This window comes from Burkholderia sp. M6-3 (assembly GCF_050858985.1).
Taxonomy (GTDB): Bacteria; Pseudomonadota; Gammaproteobacteria; order Burkholderiales; family Burkholderiaceae; genus Paraburkholderia; species Paraburkholderia caledonica.
In genome coordinates, this window is sequence record NZ_CP110091.1 from 1,609,866 (window position 1) to 1,629,729 (window position 19,864).

The 19,864-nt window shown below is 61.9% G+C and carries 19 protein-coding genes; 6 read left to right on the plus strand and 13 right to left on the minus strand.

The genetic code is table 11. The features are described from left to right. Positions 1–63 precede the first annotated feature (63 nt). The gene (locus OH764_RS24585) at positions 64–300 is read left to right on the plus strand and encodes a hypothetical protein (protein ID WP_020067863.1); all 237 of its coding nucleotides are present in this window, start codon (positions 64–66) and stop codon (positions 298–300) included. 20 nt (positions 301–320) lie between these two features. On the opposite strand, the gene OH764_RS24590 is transcribed toward OH764_RS24585, so the two are convergent. After that, a complete protein-coding gene (locus OH764_RS24590) occupies positions 321–566 on the minus strand; it encodes a DUF6723 family protein (protein WP_020067864.1) in 246 nt (81 codons plus the stop codon). 188 nt (positions 567–754) lie between these two features. Here OH764_RS24590 and OH764_RS24595 point away from each other — a divergent pair, with 188 nt between their 5' ends. After that, positions 755–967 carry a hypothetical protein gene (locus tag OH764_RS24595; protein WP_498851200.1) on the plus strand — a complete coding sequence of 71 codons (213 nt, stop codon included), beginning with the start codon at positions 755–757 and terminating at the stop codon, positions 965–967. Positions 968–989: 22 nt separating this feature from the next. Here OH764_RS24595 and OH764_RS24600 read toward each other — a convergent pair whose 3' ends face one another. From OH764_RS24600 to OH764_RS24620, 5 genes are all read right to left on the minus strand, one after another. Next, entirely contained in the window at positions 990–2,306 is a 1,317-nt protein-coding gene (locus tag OH764_RS24600; RefSeq protein ID WP_498851201.1) for a cytochrome c, read from the minus strand. 2 nt (positions 2,307–2,308) lie between these two features. Beyond that, complete coding sequence (locus OH764_RS24605) at positions 2,309–3,931, minus strand: GMC family oxidoreductase (RefSeq protein WP_498851202.1); 1,623 nt, start codon at positions 3,929–3,931, stop codon at positions 2,309–2,311. 3 nt (positions 3,932–3,934) lie between these two features. Then, positions 3,935–4,384 carry a sugar dehydrogenase complex small subunit gene (locus tag OH764_RS24610; RefSeq protein ID WP_498851279.1) on the minus strand — a complete coding sequence of 150 codons (450 nt, stop codon included), beginning with the start codon at positions 4,382–4,384 and terminating at the stop codon, positions 3,935–3,937. Between the two features lie 172 nt (positions 4,385–4,556). Beyond that, positions 4,557–5,663 carry a porin gene (locus tag OH764_RS24615; protein WP_498851203.1) on the minus strand — a complete coding sequence of 369 codons (1,107 nt, stop codon included), beginning with the start codon at positions 5,661–5,663 and terminating at the stop codon, positions 4,557–4,559. A 261-nt stretch (positions 5,664–5,924) separates the two neighbouring features. Further along, positions 5,925–6,605: a MarC family protein gene (locus tag OH764_RS24620; protein WP_498851280.1), complete on the minus strand. Its 681-nt coding sequence runs from the start codon at positions 6,603–6,605 to the stop codon at positions 5,925–5,927. Positions 6,606–6,990: 385 nt separating this feature from the next. On the opposite strand from OH764_RS24620, the gene OH764_RS24625 reads away from it, so the two are divergent. The 3 genes from OH764_RS24625 to glgA all read left to right on the plus strand — a co-directional run bounded on the left by OH764_RS24625 (position 6,991) and on the right by glgA (position 10,549). Next, positions 6,991–7,206 carry a DUF3311 domain-containing protein gene (locus OH764_RS24625; protein WP_498851204.1) on the plus strand — a complete coding sequence of 72 codons (216 nt, stop codon included), beginning with the start codon at positions 6,991–6,993 and terminating at the stop codon, positions 7,204–7,206. After that, the gene (locus OH764_RS24630) at positions 7,203–8,675 is read left to right on the plus strand and encodes a sodium:solute symporter family protein (protein WP_027778576.1); all 1,473 of its coding nucleotides are present in this window, start codon (positions 7,203–7,205) and stop codon (positions 8,673–8,675) included. Before OH764_RS24625 ends, OH764_RS24630 begins: the two co-directional genes overlap by 4 nt. A 272-nt stretch (positions 8,676–8,947) precedes the next feature. Further along, the gene (gene glgA / locus OH764_RS24635) at positions 8,948–10,549 is read left to right on the plus strand and encodes a glycogen synthase (protein WP_498851205.1); all 1,602 of its coding nucleotides are present in this window, start codon (positions 8,948–8,950) and stop codon (positions 10,547–10,549) included. Positions 10,550–10,659: 110 nt separating this feature from the next. Here the strand turns inward: glgA and OH764_RS24640 are convergent, their stop codons facing one another. The 6 genes from OH764_RS24640 to OH764_RS24665 all read right to left on the minus strand — a co-directional run bounded on the left by OH764_RS24640 (position 10,660) and on the right by OH764_RS24665 (position 17,563). Beyond that, positions 10,660–11,820: a diguanylate cyclase domain-containing protein gene (locus OH764_RS24640; protein ID WP_498851206.1), complete on the minus strand. Its 1,161-nt coding sequence runs from the start codon at positions 11,818–11,820 to the stop codon at positions 10,660–10,662. After that, the gene (locus tag OH764_RS24645) at positions 11,780–12,628 is read right to left on the minus strand and encodes a hypothetical protein (RefSeq protein WP_498851207.1); all 849 of its coding nucleotides are present in this window, start codon (positions 12,626–12,628) and stop codon (positions 11,780–11,782) included. The genes OH764_RS24640 and OH764_RS24645 overlap by 41 nt, the downstream gene beginning before the upstream one ends. 718 nt (positions 12,629–13,346) lie before the next feature. Continuing rightward, entirely contained in the window at positions 13,347–15,515 is a 2,169-nt protein-coding gene (locus tag OH764_RS24650; RefSeq protein WP_498851208.1) for a M1 family metallopeptidase, read from the minus strand. A gap of 587 nt (positions 15,516–16,102) precedes the next feature. Next, the gene (locus OH764_RS24655) at positions 16,103–16,738 is read right to left on the minus strand and encodes a glutathione S-transferase family protein (RefSeq protein ID WP_498851209.1); all 636 of its coding nucleotides are present in this window, start codon (positions 16,736–16,738) and stop codon (positions 16,103–16,105) included. Positions 16,739–16,780: 42 nt separating this feature from the next. Further along, positions 16,781–17,227, minus strand: coding sequence for an SRPBCC family protein (locus OH764_RS24660; protein WP_498851210.1), 447 nt, complete (start codon positions 17,225–17,227; stop codon positions 16,781–16,783). Between the two features lie 3 nt (positions 17,228–17,230). After that, positions 17,231–17,563: an ArsR/SmtB family transcription factor gene (locus OH764_RS24665; protein WP_498851211.1), complete on the minus strand. Its 333-nt coding sequence runs from the start codon at positions 17,561–17,563 to the stop codon at positions 17,231–17,233. A 129-nt stretch (positions 17,564–17,692) separates the two neighbouring features. Here OH764_RS24665 and OH764_RS24670 point away from each other — a divergent pair, with 129 nt between their 5' ends. Continuing rightward, positions 17,693–18,466: a YkgJ family cysteine cluster protein gene (locus OH764_RS24670; RefSeq protein ID WP_498851212.1), complete on the plus strand. Its 774-nt coding sequence runs from the start codon at positions 17,693–17,695 to the stop codon at positions 18,464–18,466. 196 nt (positions 18,467–18,662) lie between these two features. Here OH764_RS24670 and OH764_RS24675 read toward each other — a convergent pair whose 3' ends face one another. Continuing rightward, positions 18,663–19,817, minus strand: a complete 1,155-nt coding sequence (locus OH764_RS24675) for an epoxide hydrolase family protein (protein WP_498851213.1) — start codon at positions 19,815–19,817, stop codon at positions 18,663–18,665. Between the last annotated feature and the right edge of the window lie 47 nt (positions 19,818–19,864).

A 19,864-nucleotide genomic window follows, 5' to 3' on the forward strand; every position in this document is an offset into this window, starting at 1 on the left:
GGCACGTGCATTGCGTCGCCAGAACTGAAGCTTCGGATTCATCTTTGTAAAAAGGAGCACTTCATGACAGTGACGACAATTCGCATCTCCGACACGGAAGTTCAGGTCGAGCGAACGCTATACACGTTCGCGCAAAAGAGCGATGCCGACGCGTTCGCGCAGTGCGTAGTGAACGATTCGATCGACACCTGCTATCGCAGTCATCCGCCGCTGTCGGCGCGGCCCACCGTGCCCGACGAACATCCGGACGATCCGAATCGCGGCAGCACGATCTCGCCGTCGCTCGGTGGCATGCCTTGACGAGCGCGCACGCGCCGCAGTCAACGTTCTGGCGATTTGCGGTCGGCCGCGACGATCTGCTTGCCATACTCGATGGCCGCACGGCGCGCCTGGTCGGCCGTCTCGTACGGTCCGATTTCCGGCGCACCGTCGAACGGAAAAAGAATCCTCCGATCTGCTCTGCGGACGACCTTCAGTCCACCTACGTAACGGCCGTCGCCTGTTCCGTGATAGCTGGCGAAAATTTCGAATTCGTCATCAGCAACGTCGGCCTTATGTCGCGCCATTTGTGTATTCCCTATCCCTGTCGATGCCCGATGAGCACCCCACGCTTAAGTGCGCAATGCCTCGTGCATTGCGCGATGAAACACAGCAATGGCCGTTCCACGCGTGAAAGGCACTACGCAAAGGGCGATCGGGGGCACAGGGACATGCGCGTTGCACGCATGATCAGAGAGAAAAGTTGGAGGTAACGATGGCCAGTTCAAACTCGCACGATGGGGTGGCGTTCGTCATGCATACGCCGATGCCGCCCGAGGTCGACCCGGAGGCCCCGCCGCCTCCGAACATCGATCCCGATCCACCCGCGACGCCCGACGACGATCCAGGCGGGCTGCCGCCGACCGCGCCGGAAGGCGACCCGCCTGCGAAGCCGCCGCCAATGCGTGCCTCGTCACGGCTCGCATGACGAGGCGGTCATGCAGTCGCGCTCAGCGCAGCCGGGCGACGTCCTTCTCGCTCACGCGCGTGGCTGCGGGGTTGCCGAACTGCGTCGTCACGTAGTTCGTGAGCGCGGCAATCTGCGCGTCGTTTAGCTGTGCGGCGAAGGCGGGCATGCCGACGTCGTTGCCTGCGGCTTTGCGTTGCACGCCGTGCAGAATGACCTGCAACAGGTTGCCCGGATTCGACGCACCCACCGTCGAGTTGTGCAGCAACGGCGGATAGTAGCCGTCCGGTGTGCCCTTGCCGCTCGCCTGGTGACACGTCGCGCAGTTGCCAAGATAGAGCCGCGCGGGATCGAGCGCGCCGTCGTTCATCGCAACGCCTCGCAGGCGCGCCACGTCGGTCGACGGTTTGCCCCACGCGCTACGCGAGCGCGAACCGCTCTGACCGCCGCCGTCGTTGACCGGCGGCACCGTACGCACATATGTGGCAATGGCGCCGATGTCTGCGTCGCTCATCTTCGAGAAGCTATGCTCGACCGCCTCGGCCATCGGCCCCGCTGCCTGTGCGAGTCCGGGTACGCTGCCCGTTTGCAGATACTGCACGAGCTGCGTATGGCTCCATCCGCCAATGCCGCTATCCGGCGACGACGTGATGTTGTAGCCGTCCCAATCCGCGAGCACCGAGCCGCCGAGAAAGCCGCTGCCGGTTTCATCGAGCGCCTGTTCCTGCATCGCGAAGCCGCGCGGCGTGTGGCACGTGCTGCAGTGCGCGAGCCCCTGCACAAGATACGCACCGCGGTTCCACTCGACGCTCTGTTGAGGCTTCGCCTGATATGGGCCACTCTTCAGGAACATCCAGTTCCATACGGTGAGCGGCCAGCGCATGTTAAGCGGCCATGCAATGTCGCTCGCGCGCGTAGCCTGCTGCACCGGCGCCACGCCGTAGCGGAAGTACGCGTATAGCGCCTTCACGTCACCGTCGCTGACCTTCGCGTAGGAGACATACGGCATCGCCGGGTACAGGTTATGGCCGTCCTTCGACACGCCCTTGCGCAGTGCGCGGTCGAAATCTTCGAGCGACCACGTGCCGATACCCGTTTGCGGGTCGGGGGTGATGTTGCTCGAATAGATCGTGCCGAGCATCGGCACCTTGAGCGGCAGGCCGCCCGCGAACGGCTTGCCCTTCGCGGTGGTGTGACACGCCATGCAATCGCCGGCGGTCGCGAGATATTCGCCGCGTTTGATCAACGCCGCGTCGTTGCCGTCCACCGCTTTGGCGTCCTGCGCGAATGCGCAAACGGGCAGCGCCGAAGACAACGCGAAGGCGCCGGCCAGCATCCAGAAAAAAGTCTTCTTCAACACGTTCACACTTCCTTCTTCAACTGGTCGGCCATGCGCAGTGCTAGCGCGGCAATGGTCAGCGTCACGTTGACGGTGCCGACGGTCGGCATCGTCGCGCTGCTCGAAATGAACAGATTCGGGTGGTCCAACGTGCGGCAATGCTTGTCGACCACGGAATCGCGCGGATCGCTGCCCATGATCGTCGCGCCCGTGATGTGGTTGTTCGGCGCGAATTCGTCGTCAAACCGGACGTCGGTGCCGCCGAGTACCTTCGCCGCGTTCGCATAGACTTCGCGGGTGTGCGCGGCGCCGCGCTTCACGTAGTCGTCGATGCGATAAGTGATCTCGGGCCGCGCAATGCCGATCGCGTCGGTCTCGGTACGGCTCGGTACGATGCGGTTTTCGGGTTGCGGCAGAATTTCGTGGAAGCAGTCGAACTCGACGAAACGCGCCGAGCGGTCGCGAATCTGCGCATCGAGCTCGGCGGGCTTGATGAGCTTGCCTTGTTTGAAGATCTTTTGGGTCTCCTGATCGACTCGCGACAGGTTCGACAGATGGATTTTCTTGGCCGCTTCCGTCGAGCGGAATGCGCCGTCGCGAAATCCGATCAGCGAGGTCATTTCCTGCGGGCCGCGCCCCGGCCACAGTTTTTCGTCAGCGTAAAACGTGACGCCCGTGCCCGGATGGTCCATCAGGTTGCGGCCCACCATGTCGGAGCTGTTGCCGACGCCGTTCGGAAAGTCGTGGCTCTGTGACATCAGCATGATCTTCGGCGTCTCGATGCCGTTCGCGGCGAGCACGAAATACTTGCCTTCCACGCGATGCTCGTTGCCCTGCGCGTCTTTGTACAGGGCCGCCGTGATGCGCTTGTCCGTGCCGACTTCGAGTTTGTAGACCACCGCGTTCGCGATCAGCCTGGCGCCGGCCTGCTCGGCTTTTTCAACGTGCACGATGCCGTTGTACATCGCACCGATCGGGCAGATCGGCATGCAGTTGTTATTGCCGCAGCAGGTCGGGCGGCCATCGTACGGACGGCTGTTGCGCGCGACCGGTTCCGTCACGACGTGATAGCGCGAGTCGAACGCATTGAGCTTGCTTTTGATGGTCTGCTCGTTGTACGACAGCGGCAACGGCGCCATCGGATAAGGCTGGCTGCGCGGCGAGCCGAGTTCTTCGTCAGTCGGGCCCCACACGCCGAGTTCTTCTTCGGCACGCTGGTAATACGGCTCCAGTTCCTCGTATTGCATCGGCCAGTCGCGGCCCACGCCATAGACGGTTTTCATCCTGAAGTCGTTCGGCATGAAGCGCCATGCGGACGCGGCCCAGTGCCATGTCGTGCCGCCGACCGCGCGAATGTACTGCGAGTTGAATTTGTGCTCGCCCTTGAGGATCAGATAGTTGTTGGGCGGGTAGTACTCAGGATGCGGCGCCCATTTGCTCGGCGGATACGGCGCCATGAAATCCATCTTGTCCGCCTGATTGCGAAAGCGCTCGACGATCTCCCAGCGCGGCATGCGCGGCCCGGCCTCGAGCAGGATCACGGACTTGCCGGCCTGCGCCATCTGATGCGCGACGATCGCCCCGGCGACCCCCGACCCGACCACGACGATATCGGCTTGCTCAGTGCTCTGTTGTTTATCGGCCATGGCTTATGCTTGCCTCTCGACGGGTTTTGCGGCCCAGAAGCCGGGCTTGTTCGGGCAATACGAGCGGATGATCAGCGTGTCGGATACCACGCCAAACATGAGCGCCTGCTCATAGGTAATGACGACGTCATCGACGGTGCCGAGATACCACGCTTCCATGATCTTCAGCGCAAGCGCTTGTTGAGCAGCATCGGCGGAACCGGCGGCGAGCGCGCCCGCGAGCTTCGGCAATTGCTGCGCGAGTTCGGGGGTGGACTTCTGCAGCGCGGCAAAGAGCCGGGTGCCGACGTCGCGATGGAGCGCGGACTTTTCGGTCAGCGATTGCGACAACGTCATGAAGGTGTCGATGGGAGCGGACGACGAGTCGTCGGCCAGCGCCTTGAGCGTGAGCGAGCCGGTCAGGCCCGCAGCCGTCAACGCGAGCGCGCCCTGAAGCCAGCGGCGGCGCGTCATGGTCGACGGCTCACCGCTCGCGGCGCGCTCACCGAGAGAGTCTTGTGGAGTCAATGTTCTTATCCCTTGTGAGGCGTGGTTCAAAACTTGTTGATGCGGTAATGCCGGTAATGAAATGAAGCGTGTGATATGCGATTAACTTAAGGCCGCTGCCTGACAATCGAGCCGCGCTTCAGAACTGATGCAGCATGCCGACATAGGCACCCGTCTGCGATTCGCCGACGAGCGGGCTCGTGTTGCTGGTCGAATCGCGCGGCGAGGCTTCGAGCGAGAAGTTCGCGTTGCTGCTGTTGCGCACGTAACCTACCGTGCCGTAAAGGAATGTTCGCTTCGAGAGGTTGTACGTGGTGCCGAGCACGTACATCATCGCGTGGCCCGAAGGATCATGCGCGGCGTCGCCGCTGCCGTCGCCGACCTTCACGTAGTAGCCGCCCGCGGTGACGGCCCAGCGCTGCTGGAAGCTGTACGTCGCGCCAAGCCAGTAGTGGTCGGCCGTATCGGCGACGCCTGCCGGCGAGTCCGGCGCCGAGTAATGCGTATAGGCGCCTTGAATCTTGACCGCGTCGAAATGCACGTTCGCGCCCACGAAGTATTCGCGCGAACTCTGAAAGATGTTCGAGAAGCGGCCATTGCTGTCGCGCAGTTCGTCGTAGATGCCGCGCACGTCGAAGAGCTGCGAATGGTAGGTCAGCATGATGCCGTCCGAGCGGCCGAACTCGCCGCTCGCGCCGCTGTTGAAGGCACCCGGCTGATTGCCGAATGCGTACTGCGCCTGCACGTCGAAGCCCCAGAACACCGGGCTGTGATATTCGACGTTATTGTTGGTCTGCTGCCAGTTGCGGCCCCGCACGAGCGACGCCGACGAAAACGCCTGCTGCACGAACGGATCGAATTCCCAAACGCCGTCGCTGTCGATAAAAAGATTACGACCTGCTTGCAGCGTGCCCCATTGCTGGCTGCTCAGTCCGGCGAAGGCGCGCCGCGACCAGAGCCGTCCGCCGCTCGTCGTGCCGTCCATCACCTGCAGACCGGTCTCCAGTGTGAAGATCGCTTTCAGTCCGCCGCCGAGTTCTTCATTGCCCTTGAGACCCAGCATGCTGGTGCCCCAATCGCCACCTTCGGCGCGCCAGCGGTTCGAGCTTCCGCCCGTGCCGTTGTTGATGTGATTCAGATATTCGACGCCGGCATCCAGACGGCCATATAGCGTTACGCTTGTTTGACCATATGCAAGCGGACTTGCCACCGCAAGAGCGGCCACCAGCTTCGTGTGTAGTCTCATTGTATTGGCGTGAGTTTCGTGTGACGCGGTATGGGGCAAAGCATGAGCACTGCATGACGCAATGCGAACTGCGGACGGCTCGAAGTAATGCGGCTCGACGCCAGGTGCTGCCAGAGGAGATGGCACGCGCGATGTTGTAAAACTACACGCAGTGCCGCCGAACTATAGGCGATGCGCGCCTGGCTAACTACCCGTTTCGCGCAATAGACTTTTGCGACGCATGCACTCGACTGCGCGTCCGCCGTCTGACTACCGCGTCGCTTACCGGTTCACCGCCGGCTGCATCGTCGCGATCGGAATGAGGAACTCCGAGAAACCAGTGAGCATGATCTGCACGCCGATGCACAGCAACAGAAACGACGAAACGCGCATCGCCACCTTAGTACCTTCGACGCCGAGGTACCGCGCAAAGATGACGGCACGGCTGTAGATCAGATAGACGGTGAGCGCGACCGCGAGTGAGATCACAACCGACGCGATGCTCGACAGCACGAACTCCGACAGCTTATGCTCGCGGTTCGCGGTCAGCGCGACGGCTGTGGCAATCGAGCCCGGTCCGGTGGTCAATGGAATGGTCAGCGGGAAGAACGCTCTCGCCTTGGCGTTCTCCGCATCCACGCGCTTGACGGTCGGCTGTTCGGCCGGCTGTGTATCGGGTGCATTCAGCATTTGCCAGCCGCCCACCGCCACCGCAAGGCCGCCGCCGATGCGCAGAGCCTGCATCGAGATGCCGAAGAAATGCAAAATGGGCGTGCCGATAAAAAACGCCACCAGTAGCACGCACACGACATTGATCGCGATCTTTCTTGCGAGCGCGGTGCGTTCCTCGGTGGTCAGTGAGGCGGTCCGGTCGAGAAAGACAAAAGCAATGCCGATCGGGTTGATGATGCTGATCAACCCGGTAAAGCCGAACAGAATGTCCGAGATCAGACTTTCGACCATATGCGATCCGTGTCGAGCGGCGGCCAGGCACTGCGACTGCTGCACACTGGTGCGCCGCGCCGTGTAGTTGAACTGAAGCGCCGAAGCCTCAGACCTGCGCGCGTTGCGTGGCGAGATCATAGCGCGGCGCGATATGAACCCGGTAGAAACGCGAACCTGCATGGAAAGGCGTGAATGTTCTGGATGCACCCCGACGTCCGCTCGCGCGCGCCGCACATTGCGGCGCAACACGAGCACACATTCGATGCGCTGATCGATGCGTCCGCAACTTTCGAAAAGCCTACACTTTTTTGACTTGCTTTACGGGACCGAAGCATCCGGCATACAGTCGCCAGCGAAGCCGCACTTTCAACGAGACGTACTTACAGTTCGAGGAGTTGCCCCCATGTTCCTTCGTGTACTCGCCGCGCTGCCGTTCATCGGCATTTTGCTCGGTGTCCCGTTTGTGAACCGGGTCGAGCCGCTTGTGCTCGGCATGCCGTTCGTGCTGGGCTGGATCGTCGCGTGGGTGGTGTTGAGTTCGATCATCATGGCGATCGTGTACCGGCTCGACGCGTCGAACCGGCACGTCGCCGCTGACGGCGAGGAGGTCCGGCCATGAGCGCACTCGTTATCATTGCAGCCATTACGCTCTTTGCGCTCTTTCTTGGCGTGCGCGCGAAGCATGGCCACGACATGAGCCTCGAACAGTGGACTGTGGGCGGCCGCAGCTTCGGCACCGCCTTCGTGTTCCTGCTGATGGCCGGCGAAATCTATACGACCTTCACGTTCCTTGGCGGCAGCGGTTTTGCATATGGCAAGGGCGCGCCTGTCTATTACATTCTGGCCTACGGCACGCTCGCATACATCCTTTCGTACTGGATGCTGCCGCCGATCTGGCGCTACGCAAAACAGCACCGTCTCGTTTCGCAGCCGCACTTTTTCAGCCGCAAGTACGATAGCCCCGCGCTCGGCACGCTCGTCGCGCTGGTTGGCGTGGCCGCGTTGATCCCCTACCTCGTGCTGCAGTTAAAGGGCCTGGGCATCATCGTCGCAACCGCTTCGTATGGCGCGATCTCGTCGACCGCGGCGATCTGGATCGGCGCCGCGGTGGTCACGGTGTATGTGATCGTGTCGGGCGTGCGCGGCTCCGCATGGAACTCTGTCGTGAAGGATCTGCTGATTCTGGCGATCGTGCTGTTCCTCGGCATTTATCTGCCGCTGCACTACTACGGCGGCCTCGGCGAAATGTTCCATGCAATCGACGCCGCCCGTCCCGGCTTTCTGACCTTCCCCGCCAAGGGTTCGAGCGTCACCTGGTTCCAGTCCACCGTGCTGCTGACGGCGCTCGGCTTCTTCATGTGGCCGCACACCTTTGGCTCGATATTCACGGCCAGGGACGAGCGCATTTTCCGCCGCAATGCGATGGTGCTGCCGCTCTACCAGTTGATCCTGCTGTTCGTGTTTTTCGTCGGCTTTGCCGCGACGCTGAAAGTGCCGGGTCTGAAGGGCGGCGACATCGACCTGTCGCTGTTCCGCCTGTCGCTGCAGACCTTCGACCCCTGGTTTGTCGGCGTGATCGGCGCGGCCGGCATTCTGACGGCGCTCGTGCCGGGCTCGATGATTCTCACCTCGGCATCCACGCTGCTCGCCAACGACGTCTATCGCGGCATGGTGAACCGCAACGCGACGGACGCCACGGTTGCCAATCTGGCGCGAATCCTCGTGCCGGTCGTCGCGCTCGTGGCGGTCGCCTTCACGCTGCACGGCGGCGAAACCATCGTCGCGTTGCTGTTGATGGGCTACAGCTTCGTCACGCAGCTCTTCCCCGCGGTTATCTGCAGTCTTTTCCCGCGCAACCGGGCGACCAGGCAGGGCGCGTTTTGCGGCATCGTTGCGGGCGTCGCCGTAGTGGCCATTACCACGACCATGCATCTGACGATCGGGCAACTAATGCCGTTCCTGCCCGACGCGCTGAAAGACGTGAACATCGGCTTCGTTGCCTTGGCGGTCAATATCGTCGTGTTCATCATTGTCAGTGCGATGACGCAAAGCGGACGCGTCGAGCATACGCACGCATCGGCGCATTGAATCGAGCGCACCTTGCGCTTACCCAAAGCCGTCGCCCCGCTCGACGGCTTTTTTGTTTCCGCCAGGCAATTCAGGAGGTCAAAACTACATTCGCATGAAGAAATGCCTTCTCCCAACGGACCGGGCTCCTAACGCGCGAGCCGCACGCACTGCAGCATGGCCGTGAGTGGGCCGCAAACCCAATACACGTGCTGGGCACACGGCTTGCTGTTAGATGGCCCTGTGAATCCGCCGCACTGCACAAGTGCAAATCGCGTCCTCTGGGGGCCACCTTGCCGCTTAACGTACTACTTGTCGCTTCCGAAGCCCTACCGCTCGCCAAGTCGGGTGGACTCGGCGACATGGTCAGCGCCTATGCCGCAGCTTTGCGCGATGCCGGCGTCGACGTTTCAATTCTGATGCCCGCTTATCCGGACGCCCTCGAGCGTGCCGTCGATGTCAGTTACGTTGCGCGGATGACCGGTCTGCCAGGCGGCGACGCGCGTTTGCTGCGCGCCCGCATGCCCGACAGCGGCGTGACGGTGCTGCTGCTTCAGATGGATCACCTCTTTGCGCGCGAAGGCTTATACCGTGACCCGCAAGGACACGATTATCTCGACAACCTCACGCGATTTGCGTCGCTGGCGGCGGCCGCCGCGCGCGTCGCGCGTGGCGTTCGCAACCTGAAACGCCCTCACATCGTGCACGCGCACGATTGGCATGCAGGTCTCACGCCGCTTTATATGCGGCTCGCAGGCGTCGCCGCGAAAAGCGTCTACACGATTCACAACCTGGCGTTCCAGGGCAATCATCCGCTCGCGATGGGCGGCTGGATCGGTGTACCGCCGGAGTTGCTCGCTCCGGCACTCAGCGACGAGCGCAGCATCGAGTTCTACGGTTCGCTCAGCATGATGAAGGCCGGGATCGTCCATGCGGACCGCGTGACGACTGTCAGTCAGCGTTATGCACGGGAAATTCTCACGCCGCATTTCGGCCACGGAATGGAAGGCGTGCTGCAGGCACAGATAGGAAAACTGAGCGGCATCGTAAATGGCATCGACGCGTCCGTGTGGAATCCGGCCACCGACGAATACATCGCCCGCCCCTATTCCGTCGACGACACCGCCGGCAAGCAGGCGTGCAAGCGCGAACTGCAACAGGCATTTGGCCTGACGCGCGACCCGTTCGCGCCGCTTGTCGCGATAGGGAGCCGCCTGACCGAACAGAAACTGGCCGACGTGGTGGTACACGCGCTGCCCCGACTGCTCGAAGAGCATCCGCGTCTGCAGTTCGCAATTCTCGGACAAGGCGAACGCGGGCTCGAACATGCGATGCAGGAACTCGCCGCCGCGTGGCCGGCGCGCGTGGGTGTGCAGATCGGCTATGACGAGCCGCGCGCGCACATGCTGCACGCGGGCGCGGATATTCTGCTGCACGGCAGCCGCTTCGAGCCGTGCGGACTCACGCAACTCTATGCGATGCGTTACGGCACGATCCCGGTGGCCTCGCGCGTGGGCGGCCTCGCGGATACGATCGTCGATTACGCGCCGCACGAAGCGCGAGACGAAGAGTGCGCGACCGGCTTCCTGTTCGATGGTGAACATCCGCACGACGTCGTGCATGCACTCGGCCGTGCGTTGGCCGCGTTCGCGCGGCCCTCGTCGTGGCATGCGTTGCAGCGCAATGCGATGAACCGCGACTCGGGCTGGGAAGCGTCGACATCGAACTATCTTGCGTTATATGCAGGTCTCGTCGACGCACGCCCTGCGGTGCCCGATACGCGTGTTCGCAAGACGCCTGTCCGCGCAAGAACTGCAGCCCCGGCGAACTCACGGCGAGTTCGCAGCGAAGATACGTTCAATGCGGGTGTGGGCGAATTGGCGCGAACCGCGTGACGGATTGACGGCGTGATGGCTGGACCGGCGGTAATGAATGGCCTACACCGTCAAGGCGCAGCCGCTTCATTAAAGGTGCGGCCGCTTCGCTTCGAGACGCAACGCCCAGGCTAGCCGGCGCGCGCCTCAGGTGGGCGCGAGGCAAACGCGAAGCCGTTCTTGCCGCTTCGCTTGACCCGATACATCGCTTCGTCGGCGGCAGCGACCAGGCGGCAATAGTCGTCGACGAGATCAGGGTAGCTCGCTATACCGATGCTCGCGCGAACCATGCCCATGCCCATCTGTTCGTCAGTGCGGGCCACGCAGCCGATCAGGCGCTGCGCGATCTGCCGCAACTCCTCCTGCTCGGCGAACTCCTGAACCAGCACTGCGAATTCGTCTCCGCCAATGCGCGCGACAACGTCGTCTTTGCGCACCGATTCGCGAAAACGCCGCGACACCGCGACCAGAAACTCGTCGCCCACACGGTGACCGCGTGAATCGTTGACCTTCTTGAAGCCGTCCAGATCCACATACAGCACGGCCATCTTGCGCGGTCTGACCGACATCGACGCCTGGGCAGCGGCCTCCTCCAGCGCGGCGAAAAGCTTGCGCCGGTTCGCGAGCCCGGTCATCGGATCATGCAGCGCCGCGTGCTTGAATTCGTGCGACTGGCCGGCCAACTGCCGGTTGCGTTTGGCGTACATGCCCAGCGCCGTGATAAGCAGGCAGAAAAGCAGCGCCGCCACCGCGATGAGCATGTGCGCGACCCCCGTGATTCGCTTGCGCATGTCCGCGCTATACGTGTCGCGTTGTGTGTGCCAGTAGGACGACGCGTCGCCGAGCAACCTGTCCATTTCGGCGAACGTCGCATCGGGCAACAACACCGACGACGGAATACGCGGCGCATTCGCAGGACTCGCATTCACGAGCGCGGCGAGCGACGCGAGACGCCGCGTCAGTTCGGCGCGCGCCTGCCCGTAGCCCTCGGCTGCGGCATCGTGAGCGTGCGGTACCTGGTCCCATACGCCCACGCGGGCACGCGCCGTCTCGGCTCGCTCGACGGCTTCGAGCACGAGGCCTGCATATTCCTGTTTGACCTGATCCGCGAACACCGTTCTGATCTGCAACGCCAGATACAGCAGGCCGATCAGCATGCACAGCAGCGACGCCACGGCGACGGTTGCGGGACCGGGCGTGAGACGCCATCCGTTGGCGCGGCCGGATTCCCAGGGCAACGCAAAAAGCGTTTCAGGGATGCGAGTAGGGGTCTTGCTGACTTCCGCTGCCATGTTGTCGGTAGCTTACGCGTCGAAAGAAGGAGCTCATCCTTGCAAACAGATTGGGCTTACGTCGTGCAGCGGTCCCTGAAGCGCGGCGCTCCTGCTGCGCGTATTTCGCTGCTCGCGCGGGACGGGTGGCTGCCAGCTGCGGCGCGGCCGCATCTGCCGCGGCGGCAGTACGTTGCATTGAGCGAGGCGATACGGCCGCGCCGGTTTCCGTGCCCGACGGCACAGCCTCGGCATTATCCGCGAGCACTTCCTCCTCGTCCTCCGGACGGCTGATCTGTCCGGACCACACCGACGGCTTCCGGCTCTCGGCAGTCGACACCGGCGACTTCGCTGGCACCGCCGGCAGGTCGAGCAACGCAATCGGGTCCGCGGGCGAACTGGTGACGGGACTGGGACTCTGCGCCGGTGCCTGTATCGGTGCCGATATCGGGGCGCTGATCGCGGATGTTACGAGCGGTGCTCCCACAATAGCCGCTGCGGGCGGCGCAGCCTGCGCGCTGGTCGCGAGCGCAGTGTCTGCTTGCGCGGACGCTTTCGCGAGCGCCGACGCCATGTTGTTGGGCGTGGGCATGCGCAACGCCTGGCGCGCGCGGGCGATGGCCTCGGCATAGGTCTGCTGGTCGCTGTTGAACCAGACGCCGTACGCCACGGTGCCCACCACGCCGAACGCGAGCGCGCTCGCCGCCGCTACGCATAGCGCGAGGCGTCCGAAGCGGGGCGTCAAGCCTGTGTCTTCCACATCGCCGCTATCGAAGCGCGCATCGTCTCCATGTCCGCGGACAGGAGGCAAGTCGGGATCGTTATACATCGCAATACGCTCCGGAATTCTTCCGTCTGACGCTCCATCAGGCTGGGTCTCACAATTTCGCACGGTCGATGCAAACGCTGCTGGAAGAATGTAACTCCCTCGTCCGGTAGCGACAACAACACGCGGCGCGGCTTCCGACGTCTGTTCGGCAGCGCGCATTCGCGTCTGAAAACTCGGGTAAAACGTTCAACGTCCATGCATATACAACAACGCAGTGGCCTTTCAACTGACGTAGGAGCGGGCGCAAAGCGCCGCCAGCCTTGATGATCGGTCGGCAGAACGCGCCAAGGGCCCACTCCCACGCAATTTTCGCGCCCGGACGCGGGGCACATGAAAGCCCGGCACGTTCACCTCGTATGGCTCGCGTCGAACAGCCGCGCCGAGCGGCGCCAGAAATGGTTGCGCCATCCACTAAACGAGGAATGTTTAACGCCACGCCCAGCGCACAGAAGAGTCACACATTCTCATCGGAGGGGTTGTGAACGGCCATGCGCCCTTTGGGGTTGCGCACGTGGGCGAAGTGGCGTCCATCGACGAGATTTCGGCGCTATTGCGCTACCGCCTGGTAGAGCCGCTTGGCCATCCGTTAAGCGGCTCTGGCCGCTAGTGCGGTAGCGCTGACGTCACTCGCAGAAGCGCAGTGGCCCGCATCGCGTGAACGATGCGGGCCACTGTACTGCCGGCGGCTAAGGTTGGCGTTCGCCGCCGGCTTGGTGCGTTACTGCCCTTGCGCCTTCTGCCGCAATTTGCCTTGGTAGCGGATGGTCGGACGCAGCGACTGCGTCGTCGGCGCCGGCGTCTTCAGCAACTGGCGGGCAACCACGGCGTTAGCGGAACTGAACGAGCCGATGCTGGTTTCACGCGACGGGTCCGCAAGACCGTGTGCCACGAGCAATTTCGCTTCGAGTTGCAAGCTCGTCAGCAGGACAGGATCCTTCAGCGCATTGCCCTGTGCGAGCAACTGACTCCACGCGTTGTTGCTGTAGTTCGTCACGTAATAGTCGAGACCGCTCGGGTCCGCGAGCACCGCTGAGCAGCCGTTGAGCCGCACCTGCGTTTGCGGGTCCTTCAGTGCGAGCGTTTTGCGCGAGGTCAGTCCGTCGCCATAAGCGAGCGTCAGCGGAACGGTCCACTGCGTGCCCGGATACTGGTTCTGATTCGGGAACGGCGACTGTTTCAGCGTCACGATGGTCTGGTTCGTCGTCAGATCGCATTGCGTGTCGAGCGAAATCAACGGAACGCCGGTTTGCCGCACGAAGCTGTCGCCGATCGCGACCATGGGCTCGCCGCTCGCCTTTGCCAGCTCATCCCACAGACGCTTCGGCGTGACGTTGCCAAGCGAATAGTCGGCGAGATACTGCTGCAGACCGCGGCGCATGGTTTCCTCGCCGAGATAGTTCTCGATCATCTTCAGCACATGGCCGCCCTTGTCGTACGTGAACGCGCTCGCGCTCAGCACGAAGTCGTTGGACGCCCAGCCGTTGAAGTTCGGCTGCACCGGGAACGAGGTCGACTTCAGGTCCGCGTTGATCACCGCATACTTGTTCTTCACGTCGTCGACCCAGCTGAACCGGTCCGGGAAGAAACGCACCTTGGTCTTGTTTTCGAAGAACGTTGCGAACGATTCGTTCAGCCACACATCGTCCCACCAGTCGAGCGTGACCAGATCGCCGAACCATTGGTGCGCCGCTTCGTGCGTGAGCACGGTTACGCCATAGTCGGACATGGTCGTGCCCGGCGCGGGCAGGATGTCATCGGCAAATTCGAGAATGGCGCCCCAGTTCTCCATGCCGCCGAAGTTCAGGTCCTTCTCTTCCTTGAACGCGTCATTGGCGGCCACCGTGTCGAACTTCGTGAGCGGCAACGGGATGCCGGTGTAGCGATAGTAGTAATCCAGCGCCTGCTTGGTCTGCTGCATCGCCGGCTTGGCCCAGTCCCGCATGCCCGGCGGCGTGAAGATGCGCAGATGCAGCCCCTTGCCGTCAGGCAGCGGACTCGTGAAGTCGTCTTCGAGAATGTCGAACTGGCCGCCGCCGAAAAAGAGCAGATACGAAGGCATCGGCGGCGTCTTTTCGAACGACACCAGCTTGTAGCCGCTATCCACATTCACCGCGGGTTTTTCCGCCGCGTTCGACACGACGTTCCAGTTCTGCGGCACCTCCGCGCTCACCTCATAGGTCGGACGGAAAGCCGGCTCGTCCCAGCCCGGGAACCACTGCCGGGCCAGATTCGACTCGCCTTGGGTAAGGATCGCGCCGCTCGTCGTGCCGTCGGTCGCCTTCAGATCGACGCGGAATACGCCCTCCGCTGCAGAGCAGCCCGGGTAATGGTCGTCGCCGCAACTGCCGCCCGTCTTCGCGACCGGATCGTCGTAACTCTTGAAGTTGATGATGCCGCTCCACTCCATGTGGAGCGAGTAGTTGCCGGCGGCGATCTGACCGCTCACGGGCCGAAGCTGATAGAAGTCGCCGTCGTCTTGCGGCGTGGCGATCAGCGCGATGTTGCCCGGTTGAAGCGTGATGGTGCCGTTGGTGAACTTGACGCGATGGCCTGCGATCGTGATCGCATTGACGGCTTTGAGCACCTTGATCTGCACGTCTGCGCGACCGTCGAACGACGACAGCGCCGGGTTGGGCCGGAACCACAGTTTGTAGTTGACCGGCATGACAGTGTTCGGCAATTCGACCGGTTGCACGGTCTTGTCGATCGACGTATCCGCAAGCACTGCACTTGCGGGCGGCACCTGAGCGACTTCGGACGCGCCCGCCGGCCCTTGTGCGGATTTACTCGTCAATGACGAGGTGCCGTCTCCTCCACCGCACCCCGCCGTTACCATTATTCCTGCTAACGCCAGGCACTGCACCTGCGATCGGAAATTTATACGCATTTTAATCCTCGACTGACAATATCGGTATAAAGAAGTGCGTTGAGCCACTTGAGCCGTGTTTCTTTTTTCAGCGACAAAGGTCTCCCGCACTAGCACCGAATTGCTAGCCAGAATATGGACGTGTTACGTCCTCAGCACTAATTGGCTGATTTAAAGATTCAAATGCTTATTTATTACAAAGCTTTCGGAGACGTAATAGCTACGCTCCGATGATCGCCGGGCAAAGCGCCGCCCACAGGACCTCACAGGCAGAACCCGAAACCAGGATCAGTTTTCGACGACAGTGCGTAGCCTAGATTGGCAAACGTTATCGTGTCAACTTCCTTTCACAATCTTTCCTGAATTGCCACACGATGTATGCGAGTTGGATGCGTGACGTAATCAACCCGAATTAATACTCTAAATAGCGGTTTTTCCGGACCGGACTACGAAAAACTTTTTTATTTTTCAATGCCGGACGTGCTAAGGCGAGCGTCACGCAGATAACGAATTGCGAATCGATTTTGTACTAGCTATTGAGTTCAACGCAGCGCGCAAAAAGACTGGTGTGCGGACGGGTCATACGATCGCATCGCAGTTGAACGTTCTCAGGCCGCAACCGCCTGGGCTTGCCTCGACGGAAACGGATCGCACCACGCCTCAAGCTCGCTCAGCCGATCGTGCCAGCGCATTACCTCAGGGAACTCGTCTAGCGGCATATTCGCGCTTGCCGCATAGGGCAGCGTGACGCCTACCGAAAAGTCAGCGATGCTCATCTGATCACCAATCAACCATCTACGGCCTTTCAGATGCTGGTCGAGAACGCCTGCATGTTTGCGGAACCACCCTTGGGCTTCCGCAACTTTCGCACTGTCAGGCGCGCCCAGACCGATTGCCGGCTTGATCAGGTGTTCGAAGTAAAGCAAGCCGCCGTGGCGGTAAAAGTGCTGGCTATTCCAGCTCAGCCAACGCAGCACGTCGGCCTGCTGCTCGCAGTTCTGCGGCCACAGCGGCGATTGTCCGCGTTGCGCGAGATGGCAAATAATCGCGTCCGCTTCCCAGATGCTTCTCTGCCCGTCAACGAGGCACGGCACCTTGCCGTTCGGATTGAGCGCCAGGTAAGCGGGCTCCGTGTGCTCGCCTTTGCCCAGATCGACATAGACATATTCAATTGGCAACCCTAAATATTTAGCCACTGCGCATGCCTTGCGCGGCGCTAATGACTCCGCATAGTAAAGCTTCATTTGGCGTCTCCGTGATGGTTCACTTCATTCGACGCTGCCTCTTCAAAGTTCCGTGTTGCCGAGTTCCACAATCAGTGCATCCAGCTTCTCAAACGCGCCCTTCCACCCGACATCGTGACCGTCGCGCGCGGCTTCGTCGAAGAACTGTGAGTGTGTGAAGTTCATTTCCGTGCCATCGTCGATCGGCCGGAACGTGATGCTGACTAGTGAACGCCGCTCGGGCAACGTCACCCATTCCCACGTAAAGACGAGCTTATGGTCCGGCTCCACTTCCCGATATTCGCCGCGGCAGTCATGCGTTTCGCCGTCGAGCGTCTGGAATACCACGCGAAACCGGCCACCCACACGTGGATCGGCTTGGGCGCTCAATACCGGACCAGCGTCAGGCCCCCACCAGCGCGCCATCAACTCCGGCCTCGTCCACGCTGCGTACACTTTCTGCGGCGGCGCCTTGAGGCGGCGCACGATGGTTAAACTGGGCTTCTGCATCGCTCACTCCCCTCCTTCGACAAAATCGGCAAGCCGGTCGAGGCTCGCGGACCAGAAGCGTTCATAGCGTTTGAGCCACGCCATGGCCTCTTCCATGGGGCCGGCAACGAGATCGACTGACACGGTGCGTCCATGCTTGGCGCGCGTGATGAGGCCGGCTTCGCTCAGCACGTCGAGATGCTTCATGACGGCGGGCAGCTTGAGCGGCAACGGGCGCGCGATTTCCGTGACGGAAAGGCCCGGCTCTCGTTCCAGACGAGCGAGGATGGCCCGCCGGGTCGGATCTACCAGCGCGGAAAAAGTACGATCGAGTTGACTGACTGGACACTTCACCATGTGGTGAACTATAGAGATTCGACGGACAGTGTCAAGGATTTTTGCGCGATACTTTTTTCCGCCGCCCGCTGTCAGAAGTTCGCTGTTCGCGCGACCAAGCCGAACGTCGAATTAAAAAAGGAATTTCGCGTGGACGACATCGACTTCGAATGCACCGCGTGCGGCAAGTGCTGCAACGACTTGCGCTTGCCGCTGACATTGGCCGAGGCGAGCGACTGGCTCGCGCGAGGCGGACAGATGGAATTGATTTGCGAGGCGATTCCGTGGCCGGCCGATCCGGAGCCGCCCAACGCTCAAGCGGACTATAGAAAAGCGCGCTCGACACCCGCTGAGAGCGGTTCGCTGCCTGTGCGCGTGTCGATCATTCTCGCGGCCGCGTTCGCGGGTCCATGTCCGAATCTTCGCGCCGACATGCTGTGCGGCATCTATGAAGAGCGGCCACTCGTGTGCCGCATCTATCCGGCGGAGATCAATCCTTTCGTCTCGCTGACGCCGGCAAACAAGGCGTGTCCGCCCGAGGCATGGAATACGAAGCCGTTGCAGCGGCACGGTGTGTTGGTAGACGAGACGACGCGGCGGCTGATCGAACTATCGCGCCGCACGGCGGAAAATGAAGCGCCGCTTCGCATGCGTTTGTGTCACGAGTTGTCAATCACTCATGCGTCGCTTGCAAACGAAGGCTTTGTTATCCATGCGCCGCGAAGCAGTGAACTACTTGTGGCTCTCGAACGAATTCGCGCGACGCCGGATGTGCCACCCGCGCCGGCGGAATGGACGTTCGTTTCGAACCGAGGCGTTACGGTGGAGACGCTGTTGTCAGTGGGTGCCGCCGTCCGACTCGATGAGCCGGTGGACGCGCGCGACTTTCGCTACCACGGCTTTCATGAGGCATCGTCCGCATAGAGCCGTGTATGCCTGCCCGCACTAACTCGGCGCGGAGAATCCATCCGTAGGCTTCCGGCGGTTTCACCGGCCTTGCTGAACCTGACACCGCGTCTGTCCACGGGCACGCGGCGCATGCTTCGCCGAACATTCAGCGCAGCTATTCGATGAACTGCCACGACAGCCACGCGCCGCTCTTCACACATCGTTCAATGCGTTACGTTCGCAGCGGCCTGAAGAATGCGCGGATTTCGGCGGCGAGCAGATCCGGCTTCTCCATGGCTGCGAAATGCCCGCCGCTCGGCATGTCGGTCCATTGCACCACGTTGAAGGTTCGTTCGAGCCAACTGCGCGGGGGACGACTGATCTCTTTCGGGAAACGCGCGAAGCCGACGGGCGGCACGACACGTTGCCCATCGGCAAAACGCATCGGCGCGAGGCGGTTCTCCCAATACATCTGCATCGCCGGGCCAATGCTTTGCGTGTACCAGTAGAGCGATATGTTGGTCAGCAGGTCGTCTTTTGAAAACACCCGTTCGACGTCGCCTTCGCAATCGCTCCATGCGCGGAATTTTTCACCGATCCATGCGGCGAGCCCCACCGGCGAATCGTTCAGCGAAGCTGCGACCGTCAACGGCTTCGTCGCGTGCATGTGCGCGTAGCCGCCCTCAAGCGCTACCCACTCGTTTCTCTCACGCAGAAAGCGCTCTTCTTCCGGCGTCAACGGTTGTTGGGCCGCTCCGATTGCGGGCTCGTACGACCCAGGCAGAAAATTGAGGTGAATACCGTCGACCATCTGCGGATGCCGTGCCGCGAGTGCAACCGACACACCGGCGCCGAGGTCGCCCCCTTGCGCGCCGAAGTGCTGATAACCGAGGCCTCGCATCAGCGACGTCCAGATATCCGCGACCTGAAACGCGGACATGCCGGGCTGCGCGGGCGGCGGCGAAAACGCGAAGCCCGGCAGCGAAGGCACGACGACATCGAACGAATCGGCGGGATCGCCGCCGAACGCTGCCGGTTCGCAAAGCCGCTCGATCAACGCCTCGAACTCCACGAACGAGCCCGGCCAGCCATGTGTAACGACGAGCGGATAAGGTGCCGGTCCCGTACCGCGCCGATGCAGGAAATGCACGCGCTGCCCGTGAACATCGGCCACGAATTGCGGCTGCTTGTTCAGGCGCTGTTCCGACGCGCGCCAGTCGAACTGACCGGCCCAATAGTCGGCGAGCTCACGCAACCAGTTTGAATCGACACCCTGTTGCCACGCGGAGGAAGGCGTAGTGGGCGCCCAACGTGTCGCGCGGATGCGTCGACGCAGATCGTCGATGTCCTCGTCAGACACGGCGATTTGAAACGGCTCGATTTGCATGGCTGTCGTCCTGCAACAAGTCATTGACGAAGAACTTTCTGTACGCA

What these genes read in the sequence shown, in the direction of transcription:
- OH764_RS24585 (WP_020067863.1), top strand. Translation starts at nt 64, where the DNA reads ATGACAGTGACGACAATTCGCATCTCCGACACGGAAGTTCAGGTCGAG.
- OH764_RS24590 (WP_020067864.1), bottom strand. Translation starts at nt 566, where the DNA reads ATGGCGCGACATAAGGCCGACGTTGCTGATGACGAATTCGAAATTTTC.
- OH764_RS24595 (WP_498851200.1), top strand. Translation starts at nt 755, where the DNA reads ATGGCCAGTTCAAACTCGCACGATGGGGTGGCGTTCGTCATGCATACG.
- OH764_RS24605 (WP_498851202.1), bottom strand. Translation starts at nt 3,931, where the DNA reads ATGGCCGATAAACAACAGAGCACTGAGCAAGCCGATATCGTCGTGGTC.
- OH764_RS24610 (WP_498851279.1), bottom strand. Translation starts at nt 4,384, where the DNA reads ATGACGCGCCGCCGCTGGCTTCAGGGCGCGCTCGCGTTGACGGCTGCG.
- OH764_RS24615 (WP_498851203.1), bottom strand. Translation starts at nt 5,663, where the DNA reads ATGAGACTACACACGAAGCTGGTGGCCGCTCTTGCGGTGGCAAGTCCG.
- OH764_RS24620 (WP_498851280.1), bottom strand. Translation starts at nt 6,605, where the DNA reads ATGGTCGAAAGTCTGATCTCGGACATTCTGTTCGGCTTTACCGGGTTG.
- OH764_RS24625 (WP_498851204.1), top strand. Translation starts at nt 6,991, where the DNA reads ATGTTCCTTCGTGTACTCGCCGCGCTGCCGTTCATCGGCATTTTGCTC.
- OH764_RS24630 (WP_027778576.1), top strand. Translation starts at nt 7,203, where the DNA reads ATGAGCGCACTCGTTATCATTGCAGCCATTACGCTCTTTGCGCTCTTT.
- OH764_RS24640 (WP_498851206.1), bottom strand. Translation starts at nt 11,820, where the DNA reads ATGGCAGCGGAAGTCAGCAAGACCCCTACTCGCATCCCTGAAACGCTT.
- OH764_RS24645 (WP_498851207.1), bottom strand. Translation starts at nt 12,628, where the DNA reads ATGTATAACGATCCCGACTTGCCTCCTGTCCGCGGACATGGAGACGAT.
- OH764_RS24650 (WP_498851208.1), bottom strand. Translation starts at nt 15,515, where the DNA reads ATGCGTATAAATTTCCGATCGCAGGTGCAGTGCCTGGCGTTAGCAGGA.
- OH764_RS24655 (WP_498851209.1), bottom strand. Translation starts at nt 16,738, where the DNA reads ATGAAGCTTTACTATGCGGAGTCATTAGCGCCGCGCAAGGCATGCGCA.
- OH764_RS24660 (WP_498851210.1), bottom strand. Translation starts at nt 17,227, where the DNA reads ATGCAGAAGCCCAGTTTAACCATCGTGCGCCGCCTCAAGGCGCCGCCG.
- OH764_RS24665 (WP_498851211.1), bottom strand. Translation starts at nt 17,563, where the DNA reads ATGGTGAAGTGTCCAGTCAGTCAACTCGATCGTACTTTTTCCGCGCTG.
- OH764_RS24675 (WP_498851213.1), bottom strand. Translation starts at nt 19,817, where the DNA reads ATGCAAATCGAGCCGTTTCAAATCGCCGTGTCTGACGAGGACATCGAC.